The organism is Shinella sedimenti (assembly GCF_022601905.1).
Classification (GTDB): domain Bacteria; phylum Pseudomonadota; class Alphaproteobacteria; order Rhizobiales; family Rhizobiaceae; genus Shinella; species Shinella sedimenti.
In genome coordinates, this window is the sequence record NZ_JAKVIN010000008.1 from 1 (window position 1) to 23891 (window position 23891).

At 58.4% G+C, this 23891-nt stretch carries 23 protein-coding genes and 2 pseudogenes; 13 read left to right on the forward strand and 12 right to left on the reverse strand.

The genetic code is table 11. From position 1 onward, the window contains the following. Positions 1 to 197: 197 nt before the first annotated feature. On the reverse strand, positions 198 to 443 hold the full coding sequence (locus MKI86_RS18120) for a helix-turn-helix domain-containing protein (RefSeq protein WP_241603750.1): 246 nt from the start codon (positions 441 to 443) through the stop codon (positions 198 to 200). A 136-nt stretch (positions 444 to 579) separates the two neighbouring features. Here MKI86_RS18120 and MKI86_RS18125 point away from each other — a divergent pair, with 136 nt between their 5' ends. Next, positions 580 to 1305, forward strand: a complete 726-nt coding sequence (locus MKI86_RS18125; RefSeq protein ID WP_241603753.1) for a hypothetical protein — start codon at positions 580 to 582, stop codon at positions 1303 to 1305. A 16-nt stretch (positions 1306 to 1321) separates the two neighbouring features. Further along, the gene (locus MKI86_RS18130; RefSeq protein WP_241603756.1) at positions 1322 to 1825 is read left to right on the forward strand and encodes a hypothetical protein; all 504 of its coding nucleotides are present in this window, start codon (positions 1322 to 1324) and stop codon (positions 1823 to 1825) included. Between the two features lie 610 nt (positions 1826 to 2435). On the opposite strand, the gene MKI86_RS18135 is transcribed toward MKI86_RS18130, so the two are convergent. Both MKI86_RS18135 and MKI86_RS18140 read right to left on the reverse strand, forming a co-directional pair. Then, positions 2436 to 3689 carry a type II toxin-antitoxin system HipA family toxin gene (locus MKI86_RS18135; protein ID WP_241603759.1) on the reverse strand — a complete coding sequence of 418 codons (1254 nt, stop codon included), beginning with the start codon at positions 3687 to 3689 and terminating at the stop codon, positions 2436 to 2438. After that, positions 3682 to 3996, reverse strand: a complete 315-nt coding sequence (locus MKI86_RS18140) for a helix-turn-helix domain-containing protein (protein WP_241603762.1) — start codon at positions 3994 to 3996, stop codon at positions 3682 to 3684. Before MKI86_RS18140 ends, MKI86_RS18135 begins: the two co-directional genes overlap by 8 nt. A gap of 477 nt (positions 3997 to 4473) precedes the next feature. Between MKI86_RS18140 and MKI86_RS18145 the strand changes: the two genes are divergently transcribed. The 8 genes and pseudogenes from MKI86_RS18145 to MKI86_RS18180 all read left to right on the forward strand — a co-directional run bounded on the left by MKI86_RS18145 (position 4474) and on the right by MKI86_RS18180 (position 11978). Next, the gene (locus MKI86_RS18145; RefSeq protein WP_241603765.1) at positions 4474 to 4983 is read left to right on the forward strand and encodes a hypothetical protein; all 510 of its coding nucleotides are present in this window, start codon (positions 4474 to 4476) and stop codon (positions 4981 to 4983) included. Positions 4984 to 5241: 258 nt separating this feature from the next. Further along, positions 5242 to 5583, forward strand: a pseudogene (locus tag MKI86_RS23890) (type IV secretory system conjugative DNA transfer family protein); the annotation flags it as partial. Positions 5584 to 5767: 184 nt separating this feature from the next. Then, positions 5768 to 7996 (forward strand): TonB-dependent receptor plug domain-containing protein, encoded by a 2229-nt coding sequence (locus MKI86_RS18155; RefSeq protein ID WP_241603768.1) that lies wholly within the window; start codon positions 5768 to 5770, stop codon positions 7994 to 7996. A gap of 16 nt (positions 7997 to 8012) precedes the next feature. Continuing rightward, positions 8013 to 8975 (forward strand): ABC transporter substrate-binding protein, encoded by a 963-nt coding sequence (locus MKI86_RS18160; RefSeq protein ID WP_241603771.1) that lies wholly within the window; start codon positions 8013 to 8015, stop codon positions 8973 to 8975. After that, positions 8972 to 9952 carry a FecCD family ABC transporter permease gene (locus MKI86_RS18165; RefSeq protein ID WP_241603774.1) on the forward strand — a complete coding sequence of 327 codons (981 nt, stop codon included), beginning with the start codon at positions 8972 to 8974 and terminating at the stop codon, positions 9950 to 9952. Before MKI86_RS18160 ends, MKI86_RS18165 begins: the two co-directional genes overlap by 4 nt. Position 9953: 1 nt before the next feature. Next, positions 9954 to 10943 (forward strand): FecCD family ABC transporter permease, encoded by a 990-nt coding sequence (locus tag MKI86_RS18170; RefSeq protein WP_241603777.1) that lies wholly within the window; start codon positions 9954 to 9956, stop codon positions 10941 to 10943. A gap of 6 nt (positions 10944 to 10949) precedes the next feature. Continuing rightward, on the forward strand, positions 10950 to 11735 hold the full coding sequence (locus tag MKI86_RS18175) for an ABC transporter ATP-binding protein (RefSeq protein WP_241603780.1): 786 nt from the start codon (positions 10950 to 10952) through the stop codon (positions 11733 to 11735). A 30-nt stretch (positions 11736 to 11765) separates the two neighbouring features. Next, positions 11766 to 11978: a hypothetical protein gene (locus MKI86_RS18180; protein WP_241603783.1), complete on the forward strand. Its 213-nt coding sequence runs from the start codon at positions 11766 to 11768 to the stop codon at positions 11976 to 11978. Here MKI86_RS18180 and MKI86_RS18185 read toward each other — a convergent pair. Beyond that, a complete protein-coding gene (locus tag MKI86_RS18185; protein ID WP_256465746.1) occupies positions 11975 to 12673 on the reverse strand; it encodes an IS3 family transposase in 699 nt (232 codons plus the stop codon). The two genes, MKI86_RS18180 and MKI86_RS18185, sit on opposite strands and share 4 nt — an antisense overlap. Positions 12674 to 12705: 32 nt before the next feature. Between MKI86_RS18185 and MKI86_RS23805 the strand changes: the two genes are divergently transcribed. Further along, a complete protein-coding gene (locus tag MKI86_RS23805) occupies positions 12706 to 12837 on the forward strand; it encodes a hypothetical protein (RefSeq protein ID WP_256465747.1) in 132 nt (43 codons plus the stop codon). A 756-nt stretch (positions 12838 to 13593) separates the two neighbouring features. Here MKI86_RS23805 and MKI86_RS18190 read toward each other — a convergent pair. Together MKI86_RS18190 and MKI86_RS18195 are read right to left on the reverse strand one after the other, a co-directional pair. Beyond that, positions 13594 to 13800, reverse strand: a complete 207-nt coding sequence (locus tag MKI86_RS18190; protein WP_241603788.1) for a hypothetical protein — start codon at positions 13798 to 13800, stop codon at positions 13594 to 13596. Between the two features lie 197 nt (positions 13801 to 13997). Beyond that, complete coding sequence (locus MKI86_RS18195; RefSeq protein WP_306424473.1) at positions 13998 to 14537, reverse strand: NUDIX hydrolase; 540 nt, start codon at positions 14535 to 14537, stop codon at positions 13998 to 14000. Positions 14538 to 15238: 701 nt separating this feature from the next. On the opposite strand from MKI86_RS18195, the gene MKI86_RS18200 reads away from it, so the two are divergent. Then, positions 15239 to 15993, forward strand: a protein-coding gene (locus tag MKI86_RS18200) for an IS5 family transposase (protein WP_241603791.1) whose coding sequence is annotated in 2 segments (ribosomal slippage) — positions 15239 to 15572 and positions 15572 to 15993 — 756 coding nt in all. Because the reading frame shifts where the segments join, the coding sequence is not laid out codon by codon here. A 115-nt stretch (positions 15994 to 16108) separates the two neighbouring features. After that, positions 16109 to 17142 (forward strand): annotated as a pseudogene (locus MKI86_RS18205) (IS110 family RNA-guided transposase). A 446-nt stretch (positions 17143 to 17588) separates the two neighbouring features. Here the strand turns inward: MKI86_RS18205 and MKI86_RS18210 are convergent. The 6 genes from MKI86_RS18210 to MKI86_RS18235 are packed head-to-tail and all read right to left on the reverse strand — an operon-like array spanning position 17589 to position 23835. Further along, positions 17589 to 18761 carry a fumarylacetoacetate hydrolase family protein gene (locus tag MKI86_RS18210; protein WP_241603794.1) on the reverse strand — a complete coding sequence of 391 codons (1173 nt, stop codon included), beginning with the start codon at positions 18759 to 18761 and terminating at the stop codon, positions 17589 to 17591. Between the two features lie 30 nt (positions 18762 to 18791). Beyond that, on the reverse strand, positions 18792 to 19922 hold the full coding sequence (locus MKI86_RS18215) for an extracellular solute-binding protein (protein WP_241603796.1): 1131 nt from the start codon (positions 19920 to 19922) through the stop codon (positions 18792 to 18794). A 46-nt stretch (positions 19923 to 19968) separates the two neighbouring features. After that, the gene (locus MKI86_RS18220; RefSeq protein WP_241603799.1) at positions 19969 to 20739 is read right to left on the reverse strand and encodes an enoyl-CoA hydratase/isomerase family protein; all 771 of its coding nucleotides are present in this window, start codon (positions 20737 to 20739) and stop codon (positions 19969 to 19971) included. 3 nt (positions 20740 to 20742) lie between these two features. Then, positions 20743 to 21948: a CaiB/BaiF CoA transferase family protein gene (locus MKI86_RS18225; protein WP_241603802.1), complete on the reverse strand. Its 1206-nt coding sequence runs from the start codon at positions 21946 to 21948 to the stop codon at positions 20743 to 20745. A 38-nt stretch (positions 21949 to 21986) separates the two neighbouring features. Next, positions 21987 to 23267: a TRAP transporter large permease gene (locus MKI86_RS18230; protein WP_241603805.1), complete on the reverse strand. Its 1281-nt coding sequence runs from the start codon at positions 23265 to 23267 to the stop codon at positions 21987 to 21989. Between the two features lie 4 nt (positions 23268 to 23271). Next, on the reverse strand, positions 23272 to 23835 hold the full coding sequence (locus tag MKI86_RS18235) for a TRAP transporter small permease (protein ID WP_241603808.1): 564 nt from the start codon (positions 23833 to 23835) through the stop codon (positions 23272 to 23274). Between the last annotated feature and the right edge of the window lie 56 nt (positions 23836 to 23891).

A 23891-nucleotide genomic window follows, 5' to 3' on the forward strand; every position in this document is an offset into this window, starting at 1 on the left:
GACCTCGAAAAGGACCATGACCCCGGCACGGACAAAACAGACTTGACTAAGTCCCGCAATTAAAGGGCCGAAACACAACCTGGACCGTTGGCAGGAAATCGCTGCCCTCAGCGGTCAGGTTGATGCGGTTGGCCGTGCGCTCGAACAGCGGGCGCCCGAGATGGCCAATGCCAATTGCGGATACGGGACTCGATTACCTAGCGATCCGCCAACGTCGGTTGCAGCTTCCTAACAATTATGCCGAAGCCGTCGCTGCTATCCTCTATGAATGTTATGCCAGCGACCTCAAACACCTGCGTTATCGCGCCCAGTGTGGCGTCCCTCAGCAGTTCACCTCTTTCCAGGCGGCTTATCGTCTGCGTCGATACGTTTGCCGCGGCAGCTAGGTCGCGCACACCCCATCCCAAGGCGACACGAGCAAGTTTGCACTGGATACCATTCATTTCACAACACTGTTGTGATTTTTCTTGCTCATTTGGCTTGGCACCGGTACCCTCCTGATTTGCAATCGGCTAGCCCCACGTGTTCGTACCACGCGGGACCAGCCTAACCACAATCTAGCTTACAGGAGCTTGGATCATGGCTGATTCTGAGAATAGCAGAACTTTGCCGGCAATTAAGCTTAGAAAAAAAGGTGCCGACGAAAGCTGCGGCAAAAATCTTCCATACCATATCGATCGTCGCAACCTTCTGCGGATCGCCGCGCAAGTGTTGAGCACGGGCGTTTCGAGAATTGGCGGAAGAAGGGAAAGCGGTCCGACACCGGTTAGGGAACTATGGCCCATCTGGTACACATATTACCAAAGCCGCGTCCGATACGCTCTTCGAAAAAAACGGCTTGCTTCCGACATGATGCTATCATCGGGCAATTTACCGAGTGCTCAGCCGAAAAGTGTTAATGACGGCGGCGCCGATCGATCGCTGGCCGCTCCCGAGCGCGTCGCTCACTTGTATACCGCTCCTGGAGGGGTCGATCTGTGCGAACGTCAGAAAACACGCAAACGGGCTGATAAGTGCACTGCCTATTGTGACATCGCTGCTCTAGAAGAAGAGCTCGCAGAACAAGCATTGTTAACGGGGCGGGTGATGTTGATTGCACCAGTCTCATCGGCGGTGGAAGTTGCCGCGAAGCTGCATTGCCTGATCGTTACGCACGATCCTGGCCTTAAGCTTCAAGACGCCCCTTGGCCACAGTTACGCACCATCCTGAAGGACCTTATCCGTATCGCTGGACGCGAAAACCAAGAGCATTTTTTGCGACCGACAGACGAGTCGATTGGATCAAACTCCAAGGTTTCGCTCTGATGGGGGATTTGCCAAAATGAAGGGCACGAACACTGTAAAAGTGCAGGATTTACTGAGTCTGGCGTCGCAATATCGCGCCGCCGCCTTCAAACTTGAAGTTGCACCACCTCCCACACAACTTCCACAACGGCTTTTGGCTCTTCATGCCATAGAGCTCTATCTCGATGCCCTTCTTCGGGTAAAAGGTATTGAGGAACAACCAATTGGCACCTTTCGACATGACTTGGGTGAGCGGGCGCGAATAGCGGTCAGCACAGGGCTAGTACTTCGCAACCGTACCCTTGCACATTTGCAAACGCTCTCCTCAGCGACCGAATATGTCGTCGTGCGGTATGATCCTAAGCTGACGAGCACGCTCTCGCAGTTAAACCGGGTTATGGCGACGCTCGAGGAGGTTTCGCGGAAGGTATCGAAAATGATGAGGCAAAAAAGGGCCGTTAATGGCACGCAAGTTCGTCAAGCCAACCTCGAAAATTTGCGTGACAGCGGGTGCTACATGGCCGAGGAAGCACGGAATTAAGGGGCAATATTCCACAAAACGCCCTTAGGGGAAACGACTGGAAATGACGGCCACTGCGACCGTTCCCGAACGGGGACGTACTCGTCGCAGGAAACGATGCAAGCCAAGTTTAAAATAAGCGGGGCGGTCGTCCCGCTCCCATCGGCGACCGAAAAACCTTCGTTGCCGCAGGGTAAATCCTGTCGCGGACATTGCGTTGGGCGCGGTGAACATCACATTTCAATCGTCCGACAGCCAACGGCTAGAACAGGTCGACCAACGCGTTAAGAAAGAAGCGAACAGCCCAGATTGGCGCGCCGGCGCACGGGTTAGACAATCGTAACATTGCTACGCTACGGGGAATTCCTTAGGGCAGGCTGGAGTTCCCGCGGCAGATCCACGGTTCACCTATGGCGCTCCTTCGACCCTTTAGCACCGCTGAAGACTTCAGAGTTTCCAGCGAGGGGAGAGGCGCCGTGATTCTCTGGTGTGAATTGTTCGTCTCCCAGAGGGTGAAAGACAGTGCAATTGTGCTTCTGCCTACTTTGAAGCTGAGCTTGTTCCCTGCCTCAAATGGAAAGAACTGGCGCGCGGCCAGGACGGGGTTTCGTCACCGCTTCGACGGATGGCCTCAATCGGCACAGGTGCCAAGGATCGTGGTCATAAGCCGCACATGCGTGTCGATGCGCTCGAGCACTCTGGCGGGAACGACTGTTCGTTCCGGCAACGACCACCAAACTTCGTTCACGCGCTCAACCGTGTCGGTCACCGCCTTGAGTACGGCCGGTTCCGGCAAGCGCGCACGATTGGCGAAGGCTTTCCATCGTTGTGCATTCAACGCCTTGAAGGGGCGCTCGCCGGCAAGCGACAGCGCCATGGCGTCCGAAGGGATGTAAGGTACTGTCGAAAGCACGTCGTAGACAGGCGACAACGCCGGTTTGTCGCCCGCTCCGCGATAGATCAGCGACCAGTTTTTCAGATGCATGTCGCCATTGCCGGTGATTGCAGCGAAAGCCAGCCGGCGGACGAACTCGAGCGCAGCGTCGGACGAAACGGCAACGTTCAGCGCTGCAGCGATGTCATGATAGGCTGCTCCCTCGTATTTGCGGGACGGATAGACACCAAACACCTGCGCGAAGTCCTCGATATGGATCCGCTCTCCGTTTGCGGCACGATCGAAACGTTTGACGAGCAAGACTTTTCCATCGGACAGAGTCTCGAACTCCTTCGGTATACCTTCAAACTCCGATTGCTCGACAAGCTCCCGCTCCGGCACTTCCATGCCGATAGCTTCCGCCAACGCAAGATTGGCATATTCGTTTTCCGAAACGTCGGGAAACGAGGTCGATGGAAACTTCGCTATGTAGGATCCTTGGTCGTCGCCGAGCGGCAAGGTCAGTCCACCACCCTTGCCCGTATTCTTGATGACTGAAAGCTTCATCTGGACGCCGGCGATTGAAAATCGGGCTTTCGGTTTGGAGGTAGGCGGGTTGTCGAGGGGGGTAACCGTCCTGTCGCTCGGCACAACGCGGACGGCGCCTGGCAGATCCGAGCCCAATGCGACGAGCAGATCGAAATCGTTTCCGGCGCGAACGCTCCCTGCGTGGTGTTTTTCCATCGCCTCGCGCAGCTTGTCTTCGGGGAGCAGATTGGCGAAGAATGCCGGCAACGCTCTGGCAACGGGTTTGGGGTCCTTGCGCAGGGCTCCTGTAGCTGCACGGAAAGACAGGCTCAGCACCGGAAAGCCGCCCGTCGCGCGATAGCTCTCCTCGAAGCTGAAGGCGTTAAAGTCGCCAGGCGTCCGGATAACCGTGCCGACCCTCACATCGTTCAGCAGGACGTCGAGCGATGAAATGGATTTCAGGTCATAGGAAGCTTCAGGCATTCTCATCCCCGTCGGGATGAGCCATGAATGCCGGAACATCATCGAGATCGTCATATGGCCGCAGCAGTGCGTCGACAGCCGGAACCATGGTTTGGGGTATAAGCATTAGCTCAAGCCCGAGCGCGCGGCCGATGTTGATCAGGGTCGTCGTGCGCGCGGCACTGCTTCCGGCTTCTATCTCGCGATAACGCGGACGCGATATTCCCGCCATGTCGGCAACCTGCTCCTGCGTCAGTTGCCGGCCTTTTCGCGTAGCCTTCAGCAACTGCCCGATTTCCCGCAGGGCTTCTGACTCAGATTGTGCCATCCTACCTATCAGCCATTGTGCGTGGACGACGCCAATCTATCTTAGACGTTCACGACCAGTCAACGCAAAAGATATGAGTTCAGATCATTATTGAGTAATTGATCTGTTTAGTTGCCGTGAGCGCCATTTTTGCGTAGGAGCATCGCTGTAAGAGGGCCATATTCACCATACATGGGTTGTTGGTCTTGGCCCGAAGCGGTCATAGCCTTGCTCTTGATGGGATGCGAACCAGCGATCCCGTGCTCTTCATCTGCTAAGCTATTGAAGTTTCATCACTCTATGAACTGGGCGTGTCAACTCTCCATGAGTATGCGTGGAGGTGGCGTACCGACTTCAAAGCGGCTTGGTTTTCCGGAGTGAACCCGGCGCAGCGGTTGAGAACGGCGGATAAAGGTTCAGATCGCGTCTCCTACTCGTGAGATCGGAACAACACTCGCCCATATGGTCTTTCTGCTCCACATAAATAGGGAGTCAGTTATGAAGACTATCACAATCGCCATTCTGGCGGCCGGCCTGACATTAACACAGACGCATCCCGCCACTGCTAGCGAAGAGCAGTTTCTCACGTCGCTGAAAGGGCAGTACGAAGGGACAGGACAAGTGCGCCTGCGTACCAATAGGGACCCAATCAACGTTTCGTGCAGCTTTCGCTCCAACACAACTTCAAGCACCCTCTCTCTAAATGGAAAATGTCGAGGACTGGTCGTCGTTTCACGCACGATAAAAGCTGACCTGACGAGCAAGGCCGGTGCTTACCGAGGGTCGTACGTTGGCGCGGGCTCCGGCCCGGCAACCTTGGAAGGCAAGAGAAGCGGCAAAGCGTTGAACCTCACCATTCGGTGGGCAAAGGAAGTAAACGGAGACCGCCAGGCGCGGCTCTCGGTGGCTAAATCCGGTTCTCGCGGGCTCACATTGACGACGACGGATATGGACCCCGCCACGGGTAAGGCGGTCGTTACGAGCAAGATCGTTTTGCAGCGCAAGTAGGTTTGGCTTCTGAGCCTCCTTGACCCTTGCTTGCCCCGATTAGAACATAAAGGGAACAAAGTCGAGGTGCCGATGCAAACAGATGTCATCCAGAAAGCTCTCGAAGCCATTGCTGCCAGCCCCCCGCTACGGGAGCGCAAGTTGGCTGACTGTACTGAATTGCAGCGGAAGGCGGCCGCATCGGCAAAGCCACCGTACGTTCTTAAGTCCAACCGCCAGTTGGGGCCCGACGTTAGTAAAGCCCAATCTGCGGAACGACAGGTCGCCCGCCTCAGGTATATGCGGATTCTGGAGACCGCGCGCGACGCCGGTCGAAAGTATGGCATCACGCTGAAGATGATCTATCAGTCGATCGGCCAGTTGCGCGAAACCTACGGCGGGCGCGACGCTTCAAGCTAGTGGTTCGAGAGCGCTAGCTGGATCAGCTTTGCCGCCATCAACGATCCGGAAACCGCTGACTACATCTCTCGTCGCTGCGGCACGACGACGGTCGAGATCGATTAGGTTGGCCGAAGTTTCCAATCACGTGGGTCGTCGCGGCCCCGCTCAAAGCAGCTGGCCGCCCGGCCACTCATAGAGCCTTATGAGGTGATGCGCATGGCGTCGCCTTAATCGAGCACAGCACGCGATCATGCAATGCGAACTCAACGAGTGTCATGTCACAGCGGTACGGCACACATAGGAAGGGCCATTTCTATAAAAAGCGGCATCAACGTGGCCGGCCATTGCAATTACGACAAAAAGATGACATTGCAGCTCCACTTTATCTCAGGGGGCTTTTTAGATGAAGATTTTCAACGCCGTGTTTCGCCGTGGATTGCAGACAGTATGGCTGGGAGCCATGATGGTTGGTCCCGTGGCTGCGCAGCAGGCGGATCAAGTCTATGAGCTGCCGGCCATCATCGTCACGGGAGGCGGCGTCGAGGGTTCTGCCGAATCCGCATTGATTGCACGTCGCGAATCCCCGAATGCGAAAGTCGTGATCGAGGGTGAGCAGCTCAACCAGTTTAATGATCTGAGTGCGGGCGATGCCATTCGTCGCCTTCCTGGCGTCACCTTTCCCGGCGTGAACCGCCCACGCGAGATCAAGCTGCGCGGTATTGGCAAAGAGTACACGCAGGTGCTTATCGACGGGCGCCCGTTGATTGACGGTGATGCAAGCCGCAACTTTGAAGTTGACCGCATTCCTGCCGCGATGATCGAGCGCATAGAGATCATCCGAAGCCCGTTGGCAAACAGCTCGTCACTTGGTGCGGCGGGAACCGTCAACATCATCACCAAGCGCCAGTTCAAGAAAGATGGCGGTGGTCTTTCGCTGGGTGGCGGCTATCTTACCGAGAACGGCCCGATTGGCGATGCCTCCGGCTGGGCCTCGGGAGAAGAAGGCGCATTCCGCTATTTTCTGGGTGGCCAGGCTCAGCGTCGCCGGGTCAACGAGAGCAGTGCGGAAGACATTTTCGGTGCGAATGGCACGACACCCAACCGCGGCAGCCGGCAGGAACAGGCTCGCGAGTTTGATGAGTACTTCGCGAACGGGCGTTTCGAGTACGACATTACCGACGATGATACCCTCACCTTTGCACCGACTTTCTCGCGATCGCATGAGCTTCGTGAGCAGAGCGAATATCGTCTGAATACGGCTCAGACGGGTTTTGATCGTCGTACGGATGAGATGCGCAACCGCACGCGCCAGACATTTGCAGCCTACAATGAATGGAAGCACGATTTCAGCGCCGAAACCCAGTCTCGTCTCTTCCTCGACTGGCAGACTGGCACTGAGGATACCACCCGCGATGGATCGCAGCAGACGCTCAATCCGATCACAGGCCTGCCAGTCGGTCTTCCATCTCCGGATCAGCGCATCGCGGGGATCAAGCTTGGCAGGACCGCGCCCGGCTTCGTCCTGAATGCACAGATCGATGGTCATGCCATCGAAGGAGGTTTTGGCGCCTCGTTCAGCACGCGCAGGGAGCAGGAGACGCGCTACCGCAACGGAGGTGTCGAACCGAATTTTGGACGAACCTATAAGGTCGGCGAAGACATCTTCTATGGCTACATCATGGATAAATTCTCGCTGTTTGGGCCGGATGAATTTACTGCCGGTCTCCGCATTGAGAACAGCTCGACCAGAACGACCGATGTTCTCGGCAACGACTTCAGCATCGACGAGACATTTGTAAATCCGTCCTTGCAGTACAAGTACAGCATGAACGACGATCTCGATTTCCGCATGGGCGTTGCACGCACATTGCGGCGCCCGGATCTTCGTGACCTCACGCCCACCCTGTCCACCAACAGCGGGACATTGTCCTCACCTGATACCCGCGGTAACCCGAACACCAGACCGGAAGACATCTGGGGTGTTGATGGCGGGTTCGACTGGCATGTCCTCGATGGCAAGGGTATCGTTTCAGCAAATCTCTTTGCCAGAAATTTCCATAACAAGATCGAAAGTGCGCTGAGCCAGGAAGCGGGACGCTGGGTCTCGGATCCCCGCAATGTCGGCGACGGTACGCTCTACGGTGCCGAGCTCGAGGTCCGGTCTTCCCTGGATTTTGTGGAAATGCCGAATTTGACCTTCTTCGCCAACGCGACCGCTATGCGAAGCAGCCTGACGGATCAGCTGACCGGGCAGACGCGCCGTTTCGCGGAAACCCCGAATTTCGTCTCGAACATCGGGCTCGATTATTTCGTGCCCGATTGGAAAATGACATTCGGCCTGAACCTCAATACGGTTTACGGCTACTCGCAGAACATTGCTCAGGCCACCAACACCGCTGGAGTTGTAAACAACGTTCACACCGAGTTTTCGACGCTCAATCGCCTCGACTTCAGCATCAAGACCGCCCTCAGCGAGAACTTCAACCTGTCGTTCAGTGCGCTCAATCTCCTGCGCCCCACCGATAAGCGTGTACGAACGACGTTCGACCGGGATAGCAACATTACCAGCCTGACGAGGTCGAGCGAACCGTCCTATAGCAGCTACTATGTGCGTGCTTCCTATACCTGGTGATAGAGGAAGCAGGTTGTTGCGCATCTTCGGCCAACATCCATCCATTGCATCGGGAAGACGACTCGTCTTCCCGATGGTGTTCGCCGCAGCATTGGCGCTGGCGTCGCAGCCGGCCCTGAGCGGTTCACTTGAGGTCGTATCGTCAGACAGCCAGATGCGAACCGTATCGCACCAGCTAGGACAAGCGCGTATTCCGCTTCATCCGCAACGGGTCGTAACCCTCCATAACATCTTTGCGGAGGCCTTGCTGGTCTGCACAGAGGTGCCGGTCGGAACGGTGGAGCATGGCAGGAAACTGCCAAGCCATCTGGCCGATGCCCTGAAGGGGGCGCATGTAGTCGGCCAGCAGACTACCCCGGATTTCGAGACCATTCTCTCGTTGCAGCCCGATCTGATCCTCGCCACCGCCACTGAACACGGGCATGCCTATCCGCTGCTGAACGCAATTGCGCCGACGTTGCTCGTCGACGAGCCGAAGGAAGACTGGCGGGAATGGTTTCTCGCGACGGGTCGGGCTCTGGGCTGTGCCTCACCCGTTGCAGACGCGATCGCCTCCTACGACCAGCGTGCGAGCGAGGTCAAGGAAAGGCTGAAGATCGCGCATGCCGGGGAAACGGTCCTCGTGCTGCGGGTGCGCGAGAAGGATATCAGGGTTTACGGTGGTGCGAGGCGTTCGGGACAGGTTCTTTTCCGCGATCTGGGCATGGAGCCACATCCACTGGTGCCGCTCGAGGAGAACAATGTCACTGTATCGAACGAGATCATTCCGCAACTTACCGCGGATCATATTTTCCTGATGATCGAGGACGCTGCAAGAATGCAGGGTCTTCAGGCAACCACGCTCTGGCAGAGCCTCCCCGCCGTCAGAAACGGCCACGTCTACGAAGTCGATATCGAGCCGTGGAACCAGTCCAGCGGCCCCATAAGTTTCGGCAGGATCGTTGACGACGTGGCCAGGCTGATTGCGGACAAACAATGATCGGCGGGCGCAGCGTTGTCTTGCTTGCAGCTGCAGCACTGCTGATTGCCGGCACGCTCGTGTCCGTCATGGTCGGTGCCGCAGATATAAAGCCGGGTACGATCGTTGCAGCACTCTTCAGTTTCGATGCGCTCGAACCGGATCATCTTGTCATCCGCGAGTTCCGCCTTCCTCGCACGGTGGCGGCGCTGCTGGTCGGCGCAAGCTTGGGTGCGGCCGGAGCGATCATGCAGGGAATGACGCGCAATCCGCTTGCAAGTCCCTCGCTCATGGGCCTGAATGCCGGCGCAGGCCTCTTGCTTGCGCTTGGCCTCGTCTTCTTTCCGACAATCGGCTTCACCGGACTGATCATGCTCTCCTTTCTGGGGGCGTTTCTCGGTGTCGTACTGGTCTATGGCATCGGCTCGGCTCATCCCGGGGGGCTTGCGCCTGTCAGGCTGGCCTTGGCCGGCGCGGCGGTGTCCGCCCTGTTTGGAGCAATGACGAGCATTCTCGTCATCTACTTCGGGATAGCGCAGGACGTTCTGTTTTATGTTGCCGGAGGTCTCCAGGGCGTGCGATGGCCCCAACTGAACCTTGCGTTTCCCTGGATGACGGCCGGACTTGTCGGAGCGCTGGCGATCTCGCGATCCGTTACGCTACTCTCGCTGGGCAGCGACGTTGCAGCAGGCCTTGGTCAGAACCTCCGCGCCGCGCAGATCGGCGGTGTCGTCGTGACCTTGCTTTTGGCCGGAACGGCTGTAGCACTTGCTGGCGGCATAGGTTTCATCGGGCTCGTCGTGCCACATGTCGTCCGCTTCATCCTGGGCGTGGACTATCGCTGGGTAATCCCTGGTTCGGCGCTCTGCGGCGCTCTCTTACTGGTGATAGCCGACCTCTTTGCCCGCATGGTCAATCCACCCTATGAAACGCCGGTCGGGCTCGTCACGGCGCTCATCGGTGTCCCCTTTTTCTTGTGGCTGATGAGGCGCACCTGAGATGCGCACCCGTAATCTCGTCATTCTCGTGGGTGTTCTGATGCTGGCGACGCTGACAAGCCTCCAGGTGGGATCTTACCCGGTCGGGCCAAGGGCCGCGCTCGAAACGCTCGCCGGCAACGGGACGGAGCAACAGGATCTCGTGCTCTTCGGCATCCGGCTTCCGCGCCTGATCGTTGTCATTCTGGTGGGGCTTGCCCTCTCGCTGTCCGGGGCGATCCTGCAGGCCGTCTCACGCAATGCACTTGCTGATCCGGGCATACTGGGGCTCACGTCCGGTGCGGGTCTGGCGGTCATGCTGCAATTGTATCTCACGCAGGAAAGTATCCTACACCCCACGCTGTCTCGCCCGCTTGCCGCATCATTGGGTGCATTTTCCGCGGCGATCCTCGTTCATCTCCTCACCTACAAGCGCGGACGTCTCGATCCGAACCGTCTGTTACTGGCCGGCATCGTCATAAATGCCGGTCTGACGGCGGTCACATTGATCATCTCCATGCGTCTCGATCGTCGGTTATACGATGCAGCAGTCATGTGGACCTCGGGCTCGGCGTCTGGAAAGGGCTGGCACGATGTCCTGATGATGCTCCCATGGCTCATGCTGCTGATCTCGATGGCTCTGTCACAAACGAAGGCTCTGGACGTTCTCGATCTGGGAGATGAGACAGCCAGTAGCATTGGTCTGCAAGTTCAACCTCGTCGCATCCTGTTGCTTGTAACTGCCGTCGGGCTGGCGGGCACCGCCGTCGCCATCGTCGGGGGCGTTGGATTTGTCGGCTTGCTCGGTCCTCATATTGCGCGCCGGCTTGTTGGCCCCCGTCACGGGCTTCTGCTGATCGCCGCAGCATTGACCGGCGCGACCCTGATGGTTGCGGCCGATGCCGCTGCGCGTAGTGTTCTGGCGCCGGTTGAGCTACCGGTCGGCGTCGTTGTAGCCTTACTTGGCGCGCCGTATTTCCTCTATCTGATGGCAACCGCCATGAAGCGATGATCAGACATGACACTTGAAAGCACGGCTCTCACCTTTACCTACGGAGCGGAATCCGTCCTGACGGATATCGACCTCGTCATCCCCGACGGGCGCATCACCGCTCTCGTGGGTGCAAATGGCTCCGGCAAGAGTACGATCCTGAAGAACCTTGCCCGGCTGCTGAAACCTACCCGTGGTTCTGTCCTCATTGATGGAAAGGACATTCACACGATGGGATCCAAGGAGGTTGCGAGGAGAATATCCATCCTCCCGCAGAAGCCCGAAGCCCCTGATGGGTTGCGCGTGGCCGAACTTGTTGCTTACGGCCGGTTCTCCTGGCAGAGCCCGCTCGCGCAACTGAATGCCCTCGACAAGGACAAAATCTCTTCCGCCCTAGAGTTGACTGGGATGAAGAAGTTCGCAGAGCGCGAACTTTCAACGCTTTCCGGCGGCCAGAGACAACGTGCCTGGATCGCGATGGCGCTCGCGCAGGATAGTAGAACGATGCTGCTGGACGAGCCTACCACATTTCTTGACCTGGCTCATCAGTTCGAGGTTCTGACACTCCTGAAGCATCTGAACAGAGAAAACGGCAAGACCATTGTCATGGTCCTGCACGATCTCAATCAGGCAGCCAACTTTGCGGACAACATGATTGTCGTTTCGAATGGCCGCGTTCTCCGCCACGGCCCACCTTCGGAAGTCATAGTTCCGGAGGTGATTGCCGAAGCATTCGGGGTGGTGGTCGATTTTATCGAAGATCCGAAGTCGGGAAACAGGCTCGTTGTTCCGGTTGCACTCACTGAGCAATAAGCGAGTAGTTCTCAGAACGGTGATGTCACGTTGTTTGCCCGCGTTCAGATCTTCCTTGGCGCGCAGGATCTGGAGGATCAACGCTATGTTTCGCAACTGCTCGGCGATCGGAAAGGCGTGACGGCCGACAACTTTTTTTCGACGGGCGCGACCCTCTTTGATCAGAAGTGTTGGTTTCCACGCAGAACTGAGCCGGCGGTGGGTGAACCCTTCGGGCTGGACCAGCGAGGCGCTTCAAACTAAGCCGCCTGCTGGGCGAGTTGGGTTTCAAATTCTGCTGGCGACATGTAGCCAAGGCCCGAGTGTAGCCGCTTGGCATTGTAGATCTCCTCAATGAACCTGGGCAAGCGTTCGGCTACATCCGCGAAGGTCTCGTAGCCGGCGATGTAGACGTCCTCGACTTTTAGGGTTTTCATGAAGCTCTCTGCCTGAGCATTGTGATAAGGGTTACCGACGGCGCTCATGGACCCCTGCAGACCGGCAGCATCGAGCGCTCGTCGATAGGTCTCACTCGCGTATTGGCATCCGCGGTCCGTGTGGTGGATGCAGCCGGGTGGAGGCTTTCTGTTCTCAAGCGCCGAATGCAACGCTGCCAATGCCAGCGGCGTATCCAAGCGTTTTGACAGACCATAACCGACGACTTTCCGGCTGCAAGCGTCCAGAATGACTGCAAGATAGCAGAAGCCGACGGCTATGCGGATGTATGTGAAGTCAGCCACCCAGACCATGTTAGGCCGCGACGGGATCACATTGCGATAAAGGTTCGGGTAGATCGGTGAATCGTGGTTGCTATCCGTCGTGCGAACATACAGCTTGCGAGGCTTGATTCCGAGGCCGTTGACCCGCATGACGCGGGCGACACGCTTGTGGTTGACCAAGTGGCCTCTTCGCTGAAGCTCGTGCGTTACGCGTCGGTATGAAGATCGATCATTTTGCACCCCCGTCTGATAGAACAGGCCGGGGACCGGTGATGATTGAGGAGTTCCCGCTGTCGCCGGCGATCGGCTGGCGCGGAGTTTTTTTTAACCAGGTCCAGCTCCATGGTAAGCTGGCCGACCTTGCGTTCGAGCGCCGCAATGTGTGCCTCGTACTCGGCAAATAACACTAGCCTCTGCTTCCTCGTCGTTCAGTTCGCCACGATCGAACTGCGTGAGCCACAACTGGATGAGGTTAGCCGAAACGCCATAGGTGCGCTGCGCATCGCGCTGTCCAATGACGCGGTTCCGGATATCCTGGCAAAGCTGCAATTTAAACGGCGTCGAATGCCGACGATATGGACCTCGGGACTTCATGAGCCTTCTCCGATTGAGGCCCGCAGAGTGTATCAGTTTTTCCTTGTCCCGTGGTCCAGCCCGAAGGGTTCACTCCATAACCGGCTCAGTTCTGCGTGGAAACCAACAGAACGAGAGTTAACGGAACATTAACGGAACGCCAAGGCCACAACTAAACCGCGATATTATTCCGAACCGCTACCCTTGTGGCATTTGCTACATAATTCCGGAAAAACGCCAGCGGGGCCGACCGGCCTCGTGTGCGACAATCAGGACCTCAACGCTGTCTGTCCGGAGCGGCAATCAGAAAATGACGAAGAACTCGTCAGCGGCAATCAGCATGATAAGTAGATCCTGACCGCCATCTAAGAATCTCATCCAGATTATCGCCAGCGTCTCATCCTGTTCGCCGCGCTATAGTCCAAGGTCGAGGTTTCGAATTTCTTGGCAAAGCTGCAACTTGACGGTGTCGAGGGCAAGGATACGCAAAGAGACTGCGGCGAACGGTAGGACCCTCCTACGAACACCTGTGTCTGACAGGATGCTTACGGATGATGGGGGGCCGGTCGTTCGCCGCAGGCAGGCAGTTAGAAGCTGACGCCTTCCAGTTTCCCAATTAGCGTGTCGCGATCATCGATGGATTTCAGCCGCACCGTGAGCGCCTCGCTCTTGACCGGCACCTGGGGCGGCAGGGATACGGCAACACCTGGAATGTTCTCGACCGCCCACTGCTTGAAGCGCGGCAATTTATTCGGGCCGCTCATGGGGAAGGTATGGCTGTATCTAAAAGTCATGTCTGGTTCTTTCTGTATATGGGCAACGTCGGCATAGTTAGGCCGGGTTGCTCCGCAGGTTTCAGGATTGAAGAAATACCTGACGTCACTCTTGCGATCGCAGTTAGTGACGCCAGGCAGTCAGCGTCCGACACTGCGCCTGCGGATGGGAAAGGCGGGGGAGATCCGGCACGCGAAACCTGTTGCAAACATCGTGGTTACCTCAGCTTCCGAGTGCATGCGGGCCGCGGAAAAAGACTTCGCCAATTGGACGAACTGCCTGCTTCCAGCCTCTCCGGGTCCGATTCGAGCTCTCTTACGAACTCGGCAAGCTCGACATCGTCGAGCTTGCCCGCCGCCGCTTCGAGAGAAAACCATCGTCGCTGTCTTTGCCCCTTCTCGCACCAATGGCTCAGCGTACCGCGCACGTTCATGCCGAAGACGGTACCGCGGCAGGCAACCTGTGATCCGTCATCCCGGACCTTCATGTATCGATAGGTGGTTACTGGAACAGACGAGATATCACCGATGATCCCTGCCTCCTCGAAGGCTTCTCGCGAGGCCGCGAAGAAGAGAGGATATCCCTTCTTGGGGCACCCATTGGGTACGATCCATCGCCCCCGCCTGCGCGAGGTGATGAGGAACAGCTTCCGCTCGCCAGCACGCCGGATACGCCAAGGGAGAACCCCGACCTGCTGCAACTCTTCCGTATGGCAAGCCATTAGGACGTTATCGCTGGTTATGGTCGCGCAAGTCATAATCGGGCATCCTCTTTGAGCCAGAGGAACGCCTGTCGAGACGCGCTGCGCTTGTGAAAGGCAGCACGGCGGGCACCAGGTGAAGGAATCAATGTCTTACACCAGGGGCAACGCGCCGCAGCCCCCGGCAGATGCCGGTTACACGTGACACAGATGGGACGAGATCGGAAAAGGGACATGGATACGCTCCATTGGAACGTCGCACGAGCGACGCGAAACGAACCGCACTTTCAATTGCATGGTTCCCGGAGCGGCTGGGATTTGTGGCGGCGTTACAGGATCAGTGCTACCAGCTCCGGGTTAGGGAGCGTGCTTGGTCGGTAAGCCTAGAGACGCGGTTGAGCATTGCCTTTTCCATGACGCTTATCTGAGCAGAGATCGCGTAACCTGCAAGGCGACCTTTCGCCACACGGGATTGATCCTCGAGAAAATCGGCCGCGTCTCCTCGCGTCCCGGCCGGGCGGGTCGTGGCAGCACCTCGATTGGCGATTAGAACGCTCCAAGAGATCCCTTCCATCCTCAAGGCATGTCACGCCACACGCCATTAACGCGGTCGGTAATCTTGTCGCCCTCTCAGTCCGATCACTAGAGCGGGTCCATGCTGCCAATAATTCGGCTTTGTTTCCGGACGTATTACCATCTAGGCTCAGGACCTATTAATGGTATGAGATATGATTCACGGTTTCTGGAAGGAGACCGTGATGGGTGATTTGTTTCTGCTGAGCGAACGCCAGATGGCTCGGATCGAGCCGCATTTTCCCTTGGCGCATGGTGTTCCACGCGTTGATGATCGCCGTGTCGTCAGCGGCATCGTCTACGTCATAAAGCATGGCCTGCAATGGAAGGATGCACCAAAAGATTACGGGCCACACAAAACGCTCTATAACCGTTTCATTCGCTGGAGCCGCCTTGGCGTGTTCGACCGCATCTTCGCGGCGCTCGCCGGTGAAGGTTCCAGGCCCGAGCGCATCATGATCGACGCCACGCACCTGAAAGCACACCGCACGGCGGCGAGCCTGCTCAAAAAGGGGATGTTCCCCGTCGTATCGGGCGAACCAAAGGCGGATTGAACTCCAAACTGCACACCGTTTGCGATGGCGAGGGACGCCCGATCATCATGCTGCTCAGCGAAGGCCAGATGAGCGACCATAGGGGTGCTCGTCTCGTGCTGAATGCCTTGCCACCAGCCAAGACGCTGATTGCTGACCGTGGATATGACAGCAAGACCTTCCGAGAAGCCTTGCAGGCAAAGGGCATCGAACCCTGCATCCCTTCGAGCCGCAGCAGGAAGGTGCCATACCCCTATGACAAGGCGCTCTACCAGAAGCGTCATAAGGTCGAGAACCTCTTCGCCAAACTCAAGGACTGGCGGCGCGTCGCAACCCGGTACGACCGCTGCGCACATACCTTCTTCTCAAGCATATGCATCGCACCAGCCGTCATCTTCTGGCTTTGATTTAACGAGATGCTGTAACGGGACCTGCGCCGTGCACCACCGGCTCAAGCATCTTGCAATTGCTCACGGCAAGCTGTCGCTGTTCCCGTATCAGTCTCAATCGGAGGAATACGGGATGAAGCTGTTTATCGGACTGGATGTATCACTGGCGAAGACCGCCATCTGTGTCATCAATGAGCATGGCAAGATCGCAAAGGAAGTGCAGGTTCCCACTGATCCCCAGGCGATCGTGGACTTTGCAAATACCCTGGAGGGAGTGGTCGCCATCATAGGGCTGGAAGCCGGACCGCTGTCCCAGTGGCTGCATCGCGGTCTGGCCGATGCCCGACTGGACGTCGTTCTGATGGAAACCCGACAAGTCAAGGGCGCACTGAAGGCAATGCCGATCAAAACGGATCGGCGCGACGCAGAAGGGATTGCTCGACTGCTTCATCTGGGCTGGTTCAGGCCTGTACATTGCAAATCCGTCTCGTCACAGGAGGTTCGCGCGCTTTTGGCCGCCCGCAAAGCAATACAACAGGGCATGATCGCGCTGGAGCTATCGCTGCGCGGATTGCTGAGAAACTTTGGCTTGAAGGTGGGCGCCATCTCACGCGGCCAGTTCGACGCCCGGATCAGAGAATTGGTGGAAGGCAATTCCATATTGCAAGGAGCGGCCGGGCCGATGTTACGTGCGCGCGCCAGCCTGCGCCATGAACTCGCTGGGCTCGAACGTCAGGTCCGTCTGCTGGCGAAGGACGACGCTGTGTGCCGACTGTTGATGACGATGCCAGGTATAGGGGCGGTTGTCGCCTTAACTTTCCGATCCGCTGTCGATGATCCCCGCGGTTCTCATCGTCCAAGAACGTTGGTCCATGGGTTGGCCTTACACCGTCGCGCAACCAGTCCGGTGAGCGCGACGTGATCGGCGGCATTACGCGAGCTGGGGACGCCAATCTACGACGAGCCTTGTGCCAAGCGGCTACCGTTATGATACATCGAGGTCGCTCGACATGGCTGAGAAGCTGGGCTGCACAAGTTGCCAAACGCCGAGGCACTAAGCGTGCGATGGTGGCTTTGGCAAGGCGCATCGGCACAATCCTGCACCGGATGTGGAAGGATGGCACTGAATTCTCCACCACGGTCCCGTTGATTGGCAAGCCAGTCTGAGCGTTCAGATCAGAACCATGTCGTTGACGTCTGTCTAAGCGCAGACCCTCGAGGTCCCTACCGGGACGCGGTTCCGATGATGCCGTGGTCAGGACTGTCGCAGGCCTCTGGCCGAGCACGCCAATGAGATGGGCACATCGGATCACCGCATTGGACCAGCATCATGTTGGCAGCCATCGCGCTGACCACGGACCGAAGCATGAACCCGGAGTGACCTCAAACCAAGGGCAAAGTAAGCCAGACATCGCCGAAGGGATGCTGTGGGGATATTTAACGCACCGGCGGCATGACAGCGCTGCTGCGGTCTTCAATTTTTGCTTGACTGAAACGGCCCCGTTACCGAAGTCCTGAGCCTAGAAGGCGAACATAAGAATACACGTTCCACGAATTCTATAACGGATGTGTTTTCCTGAACCAAGATGCGCCGGGACTCGTAGTGGTAAGTCTTATGGTTTGAGCAGATCGCGACTGGCGAGATTTCGCATCAGGTCGGCGGCACCGAAAGTCCAGGGTGCTGCCTGATCAGTCGGTCGAACGCGATTGATGAGGGCTCCGAGAGCCGGGGCGCTGATCGTCACTATGTCAGCGGTTCTGTGTGTGAAGCCCTTGCCGGGTTCGTCGCGGTCCTTGATCGGCGCGAACATCGTGCCGAGGAAAAGGACGAGCCCATCGGGATAATGGTGATGGGCATTGATCGCTTGTGCGACGAGGTCTTCCGGATCGCGGCTGATCTGTCTCATGGAAGAGTGTCCCGTCATGTGAAACCCCTCTTGGCCATCGACCGTCAGCGAGAGGTCCATGCACCGCACATCGTCCATCCCGAAGTTGTCGTCAAAAAAGCGGATAAACGGGCCAATGGCACAGGCAGCGTTGTTGTCCTTCGCTTTGCCAAGCAGCAAAGCCGAGCGCCCCTCGATGTCGCGTAGATTCACGTCGTTTCCGAGTGTCGCGCCGACGATTCGCCCTGACGAAGAGACAACTATCACCACTTCCGGTTCGGGGTTGTTCCAGGTCGATGCAGGATGCACGCCTATATCGACGCCCGTGCCGACGGCCGAAAGTGGCTGTCCCTTGGTGAAGATTTCCGCGTCCGGGCCGATGCCGACCTCAAGGTACTGGCTCCACGCCCCCGCTTCAATAAGCGCTTCCTTCAGCTTGGCGGCCTCAGGTGAGCCAGGCTTCAGACCGCGGATATCGTTGCCGACCAGAGAAATGATGCGCTCTCGCATCCCGCTGGCGGCGTGCGCGTCGCCGCGAATTCGTTCCTCAATAACTCGTTCCAGCATGGAGACGACAAAGGTTACTCCGGCCGCCTTTAACGCCTGCAAGTCGACTGGTGCGAGAAACCACGGGGAAACCGGATGGCGTTTATCGACCGGCGTGTTCGAGAGGATGTCTTCCGCCGAGCCGATATCCTCGCCGGCCGCTGACCGCAGGGCCTCCGCCGGCTGTTCCGTTTCGCAGAGATCGCGGATGGTGGCGAAGGCAGAGGTGATATCGACGACGCGGCCACCCGTGATGCGCACGACGGAGGGGCCGGCGACGTCCGGGCGATAGACCCGGCCGGCGAGGCTGGCCTGAGGATTGTCGATAAGGGATTTTGTGATGGCGTCTATCATGTCTGTCACCTTGAGTCGCTTCGAAGCGAGCTATACGAAGCTTTTGCGGTAAAGGGCGTTAAGATCAGCGATGACCGGTCCCGCAGCGTCGCCGGCCTTGAGGCCAACGCGGATGCGTTCGGACGCTTCCGCCTGGAAGGGCATGTAGCGATCATGCCGGGGGCGCACGAATGAACCTTCGAGTGTGGCGCGTGTCTTCCGGTAGAAGTCTGATGTGCGGGCGTTGACTGCATCGTCCTCCCAGGCCCGAGCATGTCCAGGCTGTCCGCCGGCTGCCGCATAGGGGCCGCGCTGCACGTCGGCGGCGGAAATCCAGTAGGCGAAATCGATCGCGGCTGCGGGTCTTTTCGTGTAGGCCGAAACGGCAATGCCGGTTCCACCCAGCGTGCCGCCGATGGGGCCGTGCGGTCCCGCTGCCGGGATATCGGAAAAGTTTAGCCGCTTTTGCCGGAAACCGTTCCAGGCGTAGCTGACATAGCCGTAGGCATAGGGAATGCAGGCGATTTTGCTGTCCGCCTTGGCCATCGCCTCGGAGGCATCGATCGGGTCCATGTCGAAGCAGGCCGGATCGAGATGGGCCACGAGGTCGGCCAGAAGATCATAAACCTGAGCGCCATCGGCCGGCGCGATGAGGTCGCCCTTTTCGGTGGAGCACGGTCGGCCGATGTTCGCGGCCAGAGTATAGAAGGTCATGAGGGCGTGGGGTGCCCGTAGCGGCAGCAGGACACGGCCCTCACGAGCGAGGTCTATGACCTCCTGCCAGCGCGTCGGTGCATTCGCCACAAGGTCCGGACGAAAGGCCTGCACCTGGGTTGCCGCGTCGATCGGAAACGCCCATTGGCGCCCTTGCCAGAAGTAGCTGTGATAGGAAGGCCCAATCGACGCTGCGTTCAAAGCGTCGCGTTCCGCCTCTCGTCCAACAACATCGAGCGGCAGCAGGCAGTTTTCCTGCGTTACCTGACCGACATGCGGATGGTCGATCACAATCAGATCGTAGATACGCGCCAGTTCGTTGACGGGGAAGCTCTCAAAATCCTGAAGGGACCGCTTCTCCCAGATGACCTCGATGTCCGTCTTCTGCCTGTAAATTTCTGAGCAGGCCAACATTGGGTCGTAGCCGCGAGGATGGCTCCAGGTCATGCCTTTCAATGTCACGGTCATGGTCGCAACTCTTGTCTCTTTGTGGATTTGAGGGGGGGGGGGAGCGTCAGCGCCGGGAAAAGACCGGCGCGCGCTTTTCCTTGAAGGCGGCGCGGCCTTCCAGTGCGTCCGCGGTCGCAAAGCAGATCGTCTGGAGATCACGCTCGTATTCGATAGCCTTTTCCTGCGGCATGGCGTAGGCGGCGTGCAGATTGAGCTTGGCCGTTTCGGCGGCGATCGGCGCACGTGACGCAATGGTCTCGGCTATCGCGCGTGCCCGTGCCATCAGGTCGGCCTGCGGCACGACCTCGCTGACCAGGCCCCAGGCGAGTGCCCGTTCCGCCGGGATTGCATCGCCTGTCATCAGCATCAGCGCCGCGTTGGACGCGCCGATGGAATGGGCGAGAAACGTCGTCATGCCGCCGCCGCCGATCCAGCCAAGCTTGATCTCGGGTGCCGCGAACTGGGCGTTTTCCGATGCGATGCGGATATCGCAACTCAACGATGTTTCCAGCCCGCCACCGAAGGCATAACCGTTGACGGCCGCGATGGCCGGCTTCAGCAGCTTGCGCATGGCATCGCAGTAATCCGGCCGGTTGCGGAACTGCCACGGGGTTTCGTAGGTGTCGAGTTCTTTGATGTCGGAGCCCGCGCAGAAGGCGCGTTCCCCGGCACCCGTCACGATGACGCAACGGATCGTATCACTGGCATTCACCGCCTCGACTGCTTCGATGATTGCGTCGGACATGTCCGGCGTGACCGCGTTGAGCTTCTGCGGTCGGTTCAGCGTGATGGTCGCGACGTGCCCGTCAACCGTGAAGAGAATGTCTTCCGTCATGGCTCAGAGTTCCCCCTGCGTGACCACGCCCGATACCAGAAGCTGCTCGATCCGTTCCGCGGAAAAGCCGGCTTCCACGAGGATTTCACGTGTGTGCTGACCGGTGACCGGCGCACCGCGATCGACCCTCGACGGGGTCTTGGAGAAGCGGATCGGGAAGCCGGGCGTCTTGACGTGGCCTTCGGTGGGGTGGTCATATTCGACGAAAGTGCCGTTGTGTTGAATCTGCTCGTCCTTGACCAGATCCTCATAGCCATAGACCGGTCCGCACCAGATATCGGCGGCGCGTAGCAGCGACAGCCATTCGGAGGAGGTCTTCGCCACAAGGCGCTCGCGAGTGCGGGCGAAGATGTGGTCGCGCTGCGTCCAGCTGTCCGTCTCGTCGTCCATCGTCAGGAAGGTCGGCTCGCCGATGATCTCGCCGAATTTCTTCAGCGGCGGGAAAGCGATGATGATGTAGCCATCGCTGGTCGCAAACGCGCCGTATGGCGCGCGGATATAGACGTGGGCATGCGGTTCTGCGGAACGAGACTGCGGCTTACCGGCGACGGTGAAGACCGACAGTTCCTGCATCTGGATATTGGTGATGGCATCGAGCATGTTGACCTGCACGAGCTGGCCTTCGCCAGTGCGCTCGCGGTGAAGCAGGGCTGCCAGCGCGCCTTCGAAGGCGTTATAGGCGGCGACGGCGTCGACCAGATACTGGCCGGCAGCTGTCGGGGCTTCACCGTCACGACCCGCCGACAGCATTGCACCGGACATGCCCTGGAGGATCAGGTCCTGTCCTGGACGATCCAGATAGGGACCGGTCTCGCCGTAACCCGACATGGAGACGTAGACGAGTCCCGGATTGAGCTTCGACAGCGTGTCGTAATCGACGCCGAGACGTGCGGCGACGCCCGGCCGGTAGTTCTGGAGGAAGATATCGGCGTCCTTGACCAGATCAAGCAGTGTCGCCTTGCCTTCCGGCGATTTCAGATCGATCGCCAGCGAGCGCTTGTTGCGATTCAGCGATAGGAAGGAAACGTTGATGCGGTTGCCCTTGGCGCCGCCTGCCGAAACGTGACGCTGCCACTCCCCGGTGACGGGCTCGATCTTGACGACATCCGCACCGAGGTCGCCAAGTCGCTGTGCGGCAAACGGGCCAGCCATGGCGATGGAGCAATCAAGTACGCGATAGCCGGAAAGAATGCCGCTGCTTTTGGTCATGTCGGTAGATCCTTGAATAGAGCTTTGCATGTCGGTGCTCAGTAGAAGTAGTTCGGCAGCCACATCACGATCGGGGACCAATAGGTGATGATCAGCAGCATGATGCCGAGCGGGATGTAGAAGGGCAGGATCGCCCTGATCATCTCCGAGAAGCGGATTTCGGCGATGTGCTGGCAGATGAACAGGATGACGCCCATGGGCGGTGTGATCGCGCCAATCAGCAGGTTTACGATCATGATGACGCCGAGATGGATCGGGTCGATGCCATAGACCGCGGCAAGCGGAAGGAGCGCGGGTGTCGCGATGAGCAGTACCGCTGTCGTTTCGATAAAGAGGCCGAACACCAGCAGCGCGATGTTGACGATCAATAGGAAAACGATCCAGTTGGCGCCGATCGACTCGAAGAAGCCGAGCAGACCGGACGCGTAGTTGCCGACCGAAATGATCCAGCCGAACGGCACGGCGGAGGCGATGATCAGTGTCAGGATGCCGGAGGTGACGGCGCTCTGGCGGATATGCATCAGCAGAGACGAGAAGGTCAGGTCCTTGGTGATGAAGCCGAGCACGACCGCGTAAATGACGGTGAGGGCGCCAAGCTCGGTCGGTGTCGCGAAGCCGAGCAGCATGCCTGCCGTCAGGAAGATCGGGGCGACGAGCGCCGGAAGCGCCTTCCAGAAAGTGATGGCTATCAGCGGGATGTTCGCGCGGGGCTCGGTCGGGGCGGTGACGCGACCGGTTGCGGCAAGTACCCAGACGAGGATCATCAGGGCGAGACCCATGGTAAGACCCGGAATGATGCCGGCGAGGAACAGCTTGGTCAGGGAGACCTGCGCGGTCACGGCATAGACGACCATGATGACGCTTGGAGGAATGACCGGGCCGATAATGGCGGAGGCGGCGGTGCAGGCGGCCGCGAAGGGAGCGCTGTAGCCATGTTCCTTCATGTGCTTGATCTCGATGGTTCCGAGACCCGCAGCATCGGCCTGCGCCACGCCGGACATGCCGGCGAAGACCATGCTGCCGAAGATGTTGACCTGGGCGAGGCCGCCCTTGACGTGGCCGACGAGTGCCACGGCGAAAGCGTAGATGCGTGCCGCGATACCAGCGCCGTTCAGGATGTTGCCGGCCAGCACGAAGAGCGGGATGGCGATCAGCGGGAAGCTGTCGAGGCCAGATGCCATCCGCTGCACGACGATCTGAAGCGGCATGGGTGTGAAGATGTCGATATAGGCCAGCGACGACAGGAAAAGCGCGATGGCGACGGGGACCTCGGCCGCGAGAAGGGCCAGGAAGCCAGCAAAGAGAATGAATATCGGCACGGGATCAGCTCGCGGTTAGGGGGATGTCTTGCTCTTCGACGGGGAACGGCGCGATGAGCGGCGTCAGATCCTTCAGCACGATCAGTCTGAAGAGGCGTGCGAGGCTCGCGAACGCCGTCACGAAGGCGAAGTAGAAGAGCGGCACGGAATAGAACCATGAACGTGGCACATCGATCGGAAGAGCAATCGTTGAGCTCCGGCTTTCGAGCGAGATGACAGCCGGAGCGATCCACGCGAGATAGCCGCATCCGAGAAAAATAATGACGTGGCTGAGGATCGCGATCTTGCGCAGACCTTCTTCGGCGAAATTTGCGCTGAAGAGTTCGACCTTGATCAGTTTGCCCTGTTTGGCGCCATAGCTTGCGCCGACGAACGTGATCCAGATGAAGGCGTAGGTCGCACCTTCTTCGACCCATGTGATGGGGCGGCCAAACGCGTATCGCGTCACGGTCTGGAGCGCGATGGAGGCGATGATGAAGATCATCGCGACGACGAGTGCTGAAATCTCTATGCGGGCAACGATGCGGATAAATCCCGCAAGTATCCCGTCGATTCGTTTAGCAAGCATTGGTTTTACCTTTTAAGGAAAAGCGCCCGCCCGGCAGGCAGGAGAGGTGGCCGGCA

What these genes read in the sequence shown, in the direction of transcription:
- MKI86_RS18235 (WP_241603808.1), bottom strand. Translation starts at nt 23,835, where the DNA reads ATGCTTGCTAAACGAATCGACGGGATACTTGCGGGATTTATCCGCATC.
- MKI86_RS18130 (WP_241603756.1), top strand. Translation starts at nt 1,322, where the DNA reads ATGAAGGGCACGAACACTGTAAAAGTGCAGGATTTACTGAGTCTGGCG.
- MKI86_RS18215 (WP_241603796.1), bottom strand. Translation starts at nt 19,922, where the DNA reads ATGACCGTGACATTGAAAGGCATGACCTGGAGCCATCCTCGCGGCTAC.
- MKI86_RS18135 (WP_241603759.1), bottom strand. Translation starts at nt 3,689, where the DNA reads ATGCCTGAAGCTTCCTATGACCTGAAATCCATTTCATCGCTCGACGTC.
- MKI86_RS18175 (WP_241603780.1), top strand. Translation starts at nt 10,950, where the DNA reads ATGACACTTGAAAGCACGGCTCTCACCTTTACCTACGGAGCGGAATCC.
- MKI86_RS18145 (WP_241603765.1), top strand. Translation starts at nt 4,474, where the DNA reads ATGAAGACTATCACAATCGCCATTCTGGCGGCCGGCCTGACATTAACA.
- MKI86_RS18195 (WP_306424473.1), bottom strand. Translation starts at nt 14,537, where the DNA reads ATGACTTGCGCGACCATAACCAGCGATAACGTCCTAATGGCTTGCCAT.
- MKI86_RS18165 (WP_241603774.1), top strand. Translation starts at nt 8,972, where the DNA reads ATGATCGGCGGGCGCAGCGTTGTCTTGCTTGCAGCTGCAGCACTGCTG.
- MKI86_RS18220 (WP_241603799.1), bottom strand. Translation starts at nt 20,739, where the DNA reads ATGACGGAAGACATTCTCTTCACGGTTGACGGGCACGTCGCGACCATC.
- MKI86_RS18170 (WP_241603777.1), top strand. Translation starts at nt 9,954, where the DNA reads ATGCGCACCCGTAATCTCGTCATTCTCGTGGGTGTTCTGATGCTGGCG.
- MKI86_RS18155 (WP_241603768.1), top strand. Translation starts at nt 5,768, where the DNA reads ATGAAGATTTTCAACGCCGTGTTTCGCCGTGGATTGCAGACAGTATGG.
- MKI86_RS18190 (WP_241603788.1), bottom strand. Translation starts at nt 13,800, where the DNA reads ATGACTTTTAGATACAGCCATACCTTCCCCATGAGCGGCCCGAATAAA.
- MKI86_RS18210 (WP_241603794.1), bottom strand. Translation starts at nt 18,761, where the DNA reads ATGATAGACGCCATCACAAAATCCCTTATCGACAATCCTCAGGCCAGC.
- MKI86_RS18125 (WP_241603753.1), top strand. Translation starts at nt 580, where the DNA reads ATGGCTGATTCTGAGAATAGCAGAACTTTGCCGGCAATTAAGCTTAGA.
- MKI86_RS18120 (WP_241603750.1), bottom strand. Translation starts at nt 443, where the DNA reads ATGAATGGTATCCAGTGCAAACTTGCTCGTGTCGCCTTGGGATGGGGT.
- MKI86_RS18225 (WP_241603802.1), bottom strand. Translation starts at nt 21,948, where the DNA reads ATGACCAAAAGCAGCGGCATTCTTTCCGGCTATCGCGTACTTGATTGC.
- MKI86_RS23805 (WP_256465747.1), top strand. Translation starts at nt 12,706, where the DNA reads ATGATTGAGGAGTTCCCGCTGTCGCCGGCGATCGGCTGGCGCGGAGTT.
- MKI86_RS18140 (WP_241603762.1), bottom strand. Translation starts at nt 3,996, where the DNA reads ATGGCACAATCTGAGTCAGAAGCCCTGCGGGAAATCGGGCAGTTGCTG.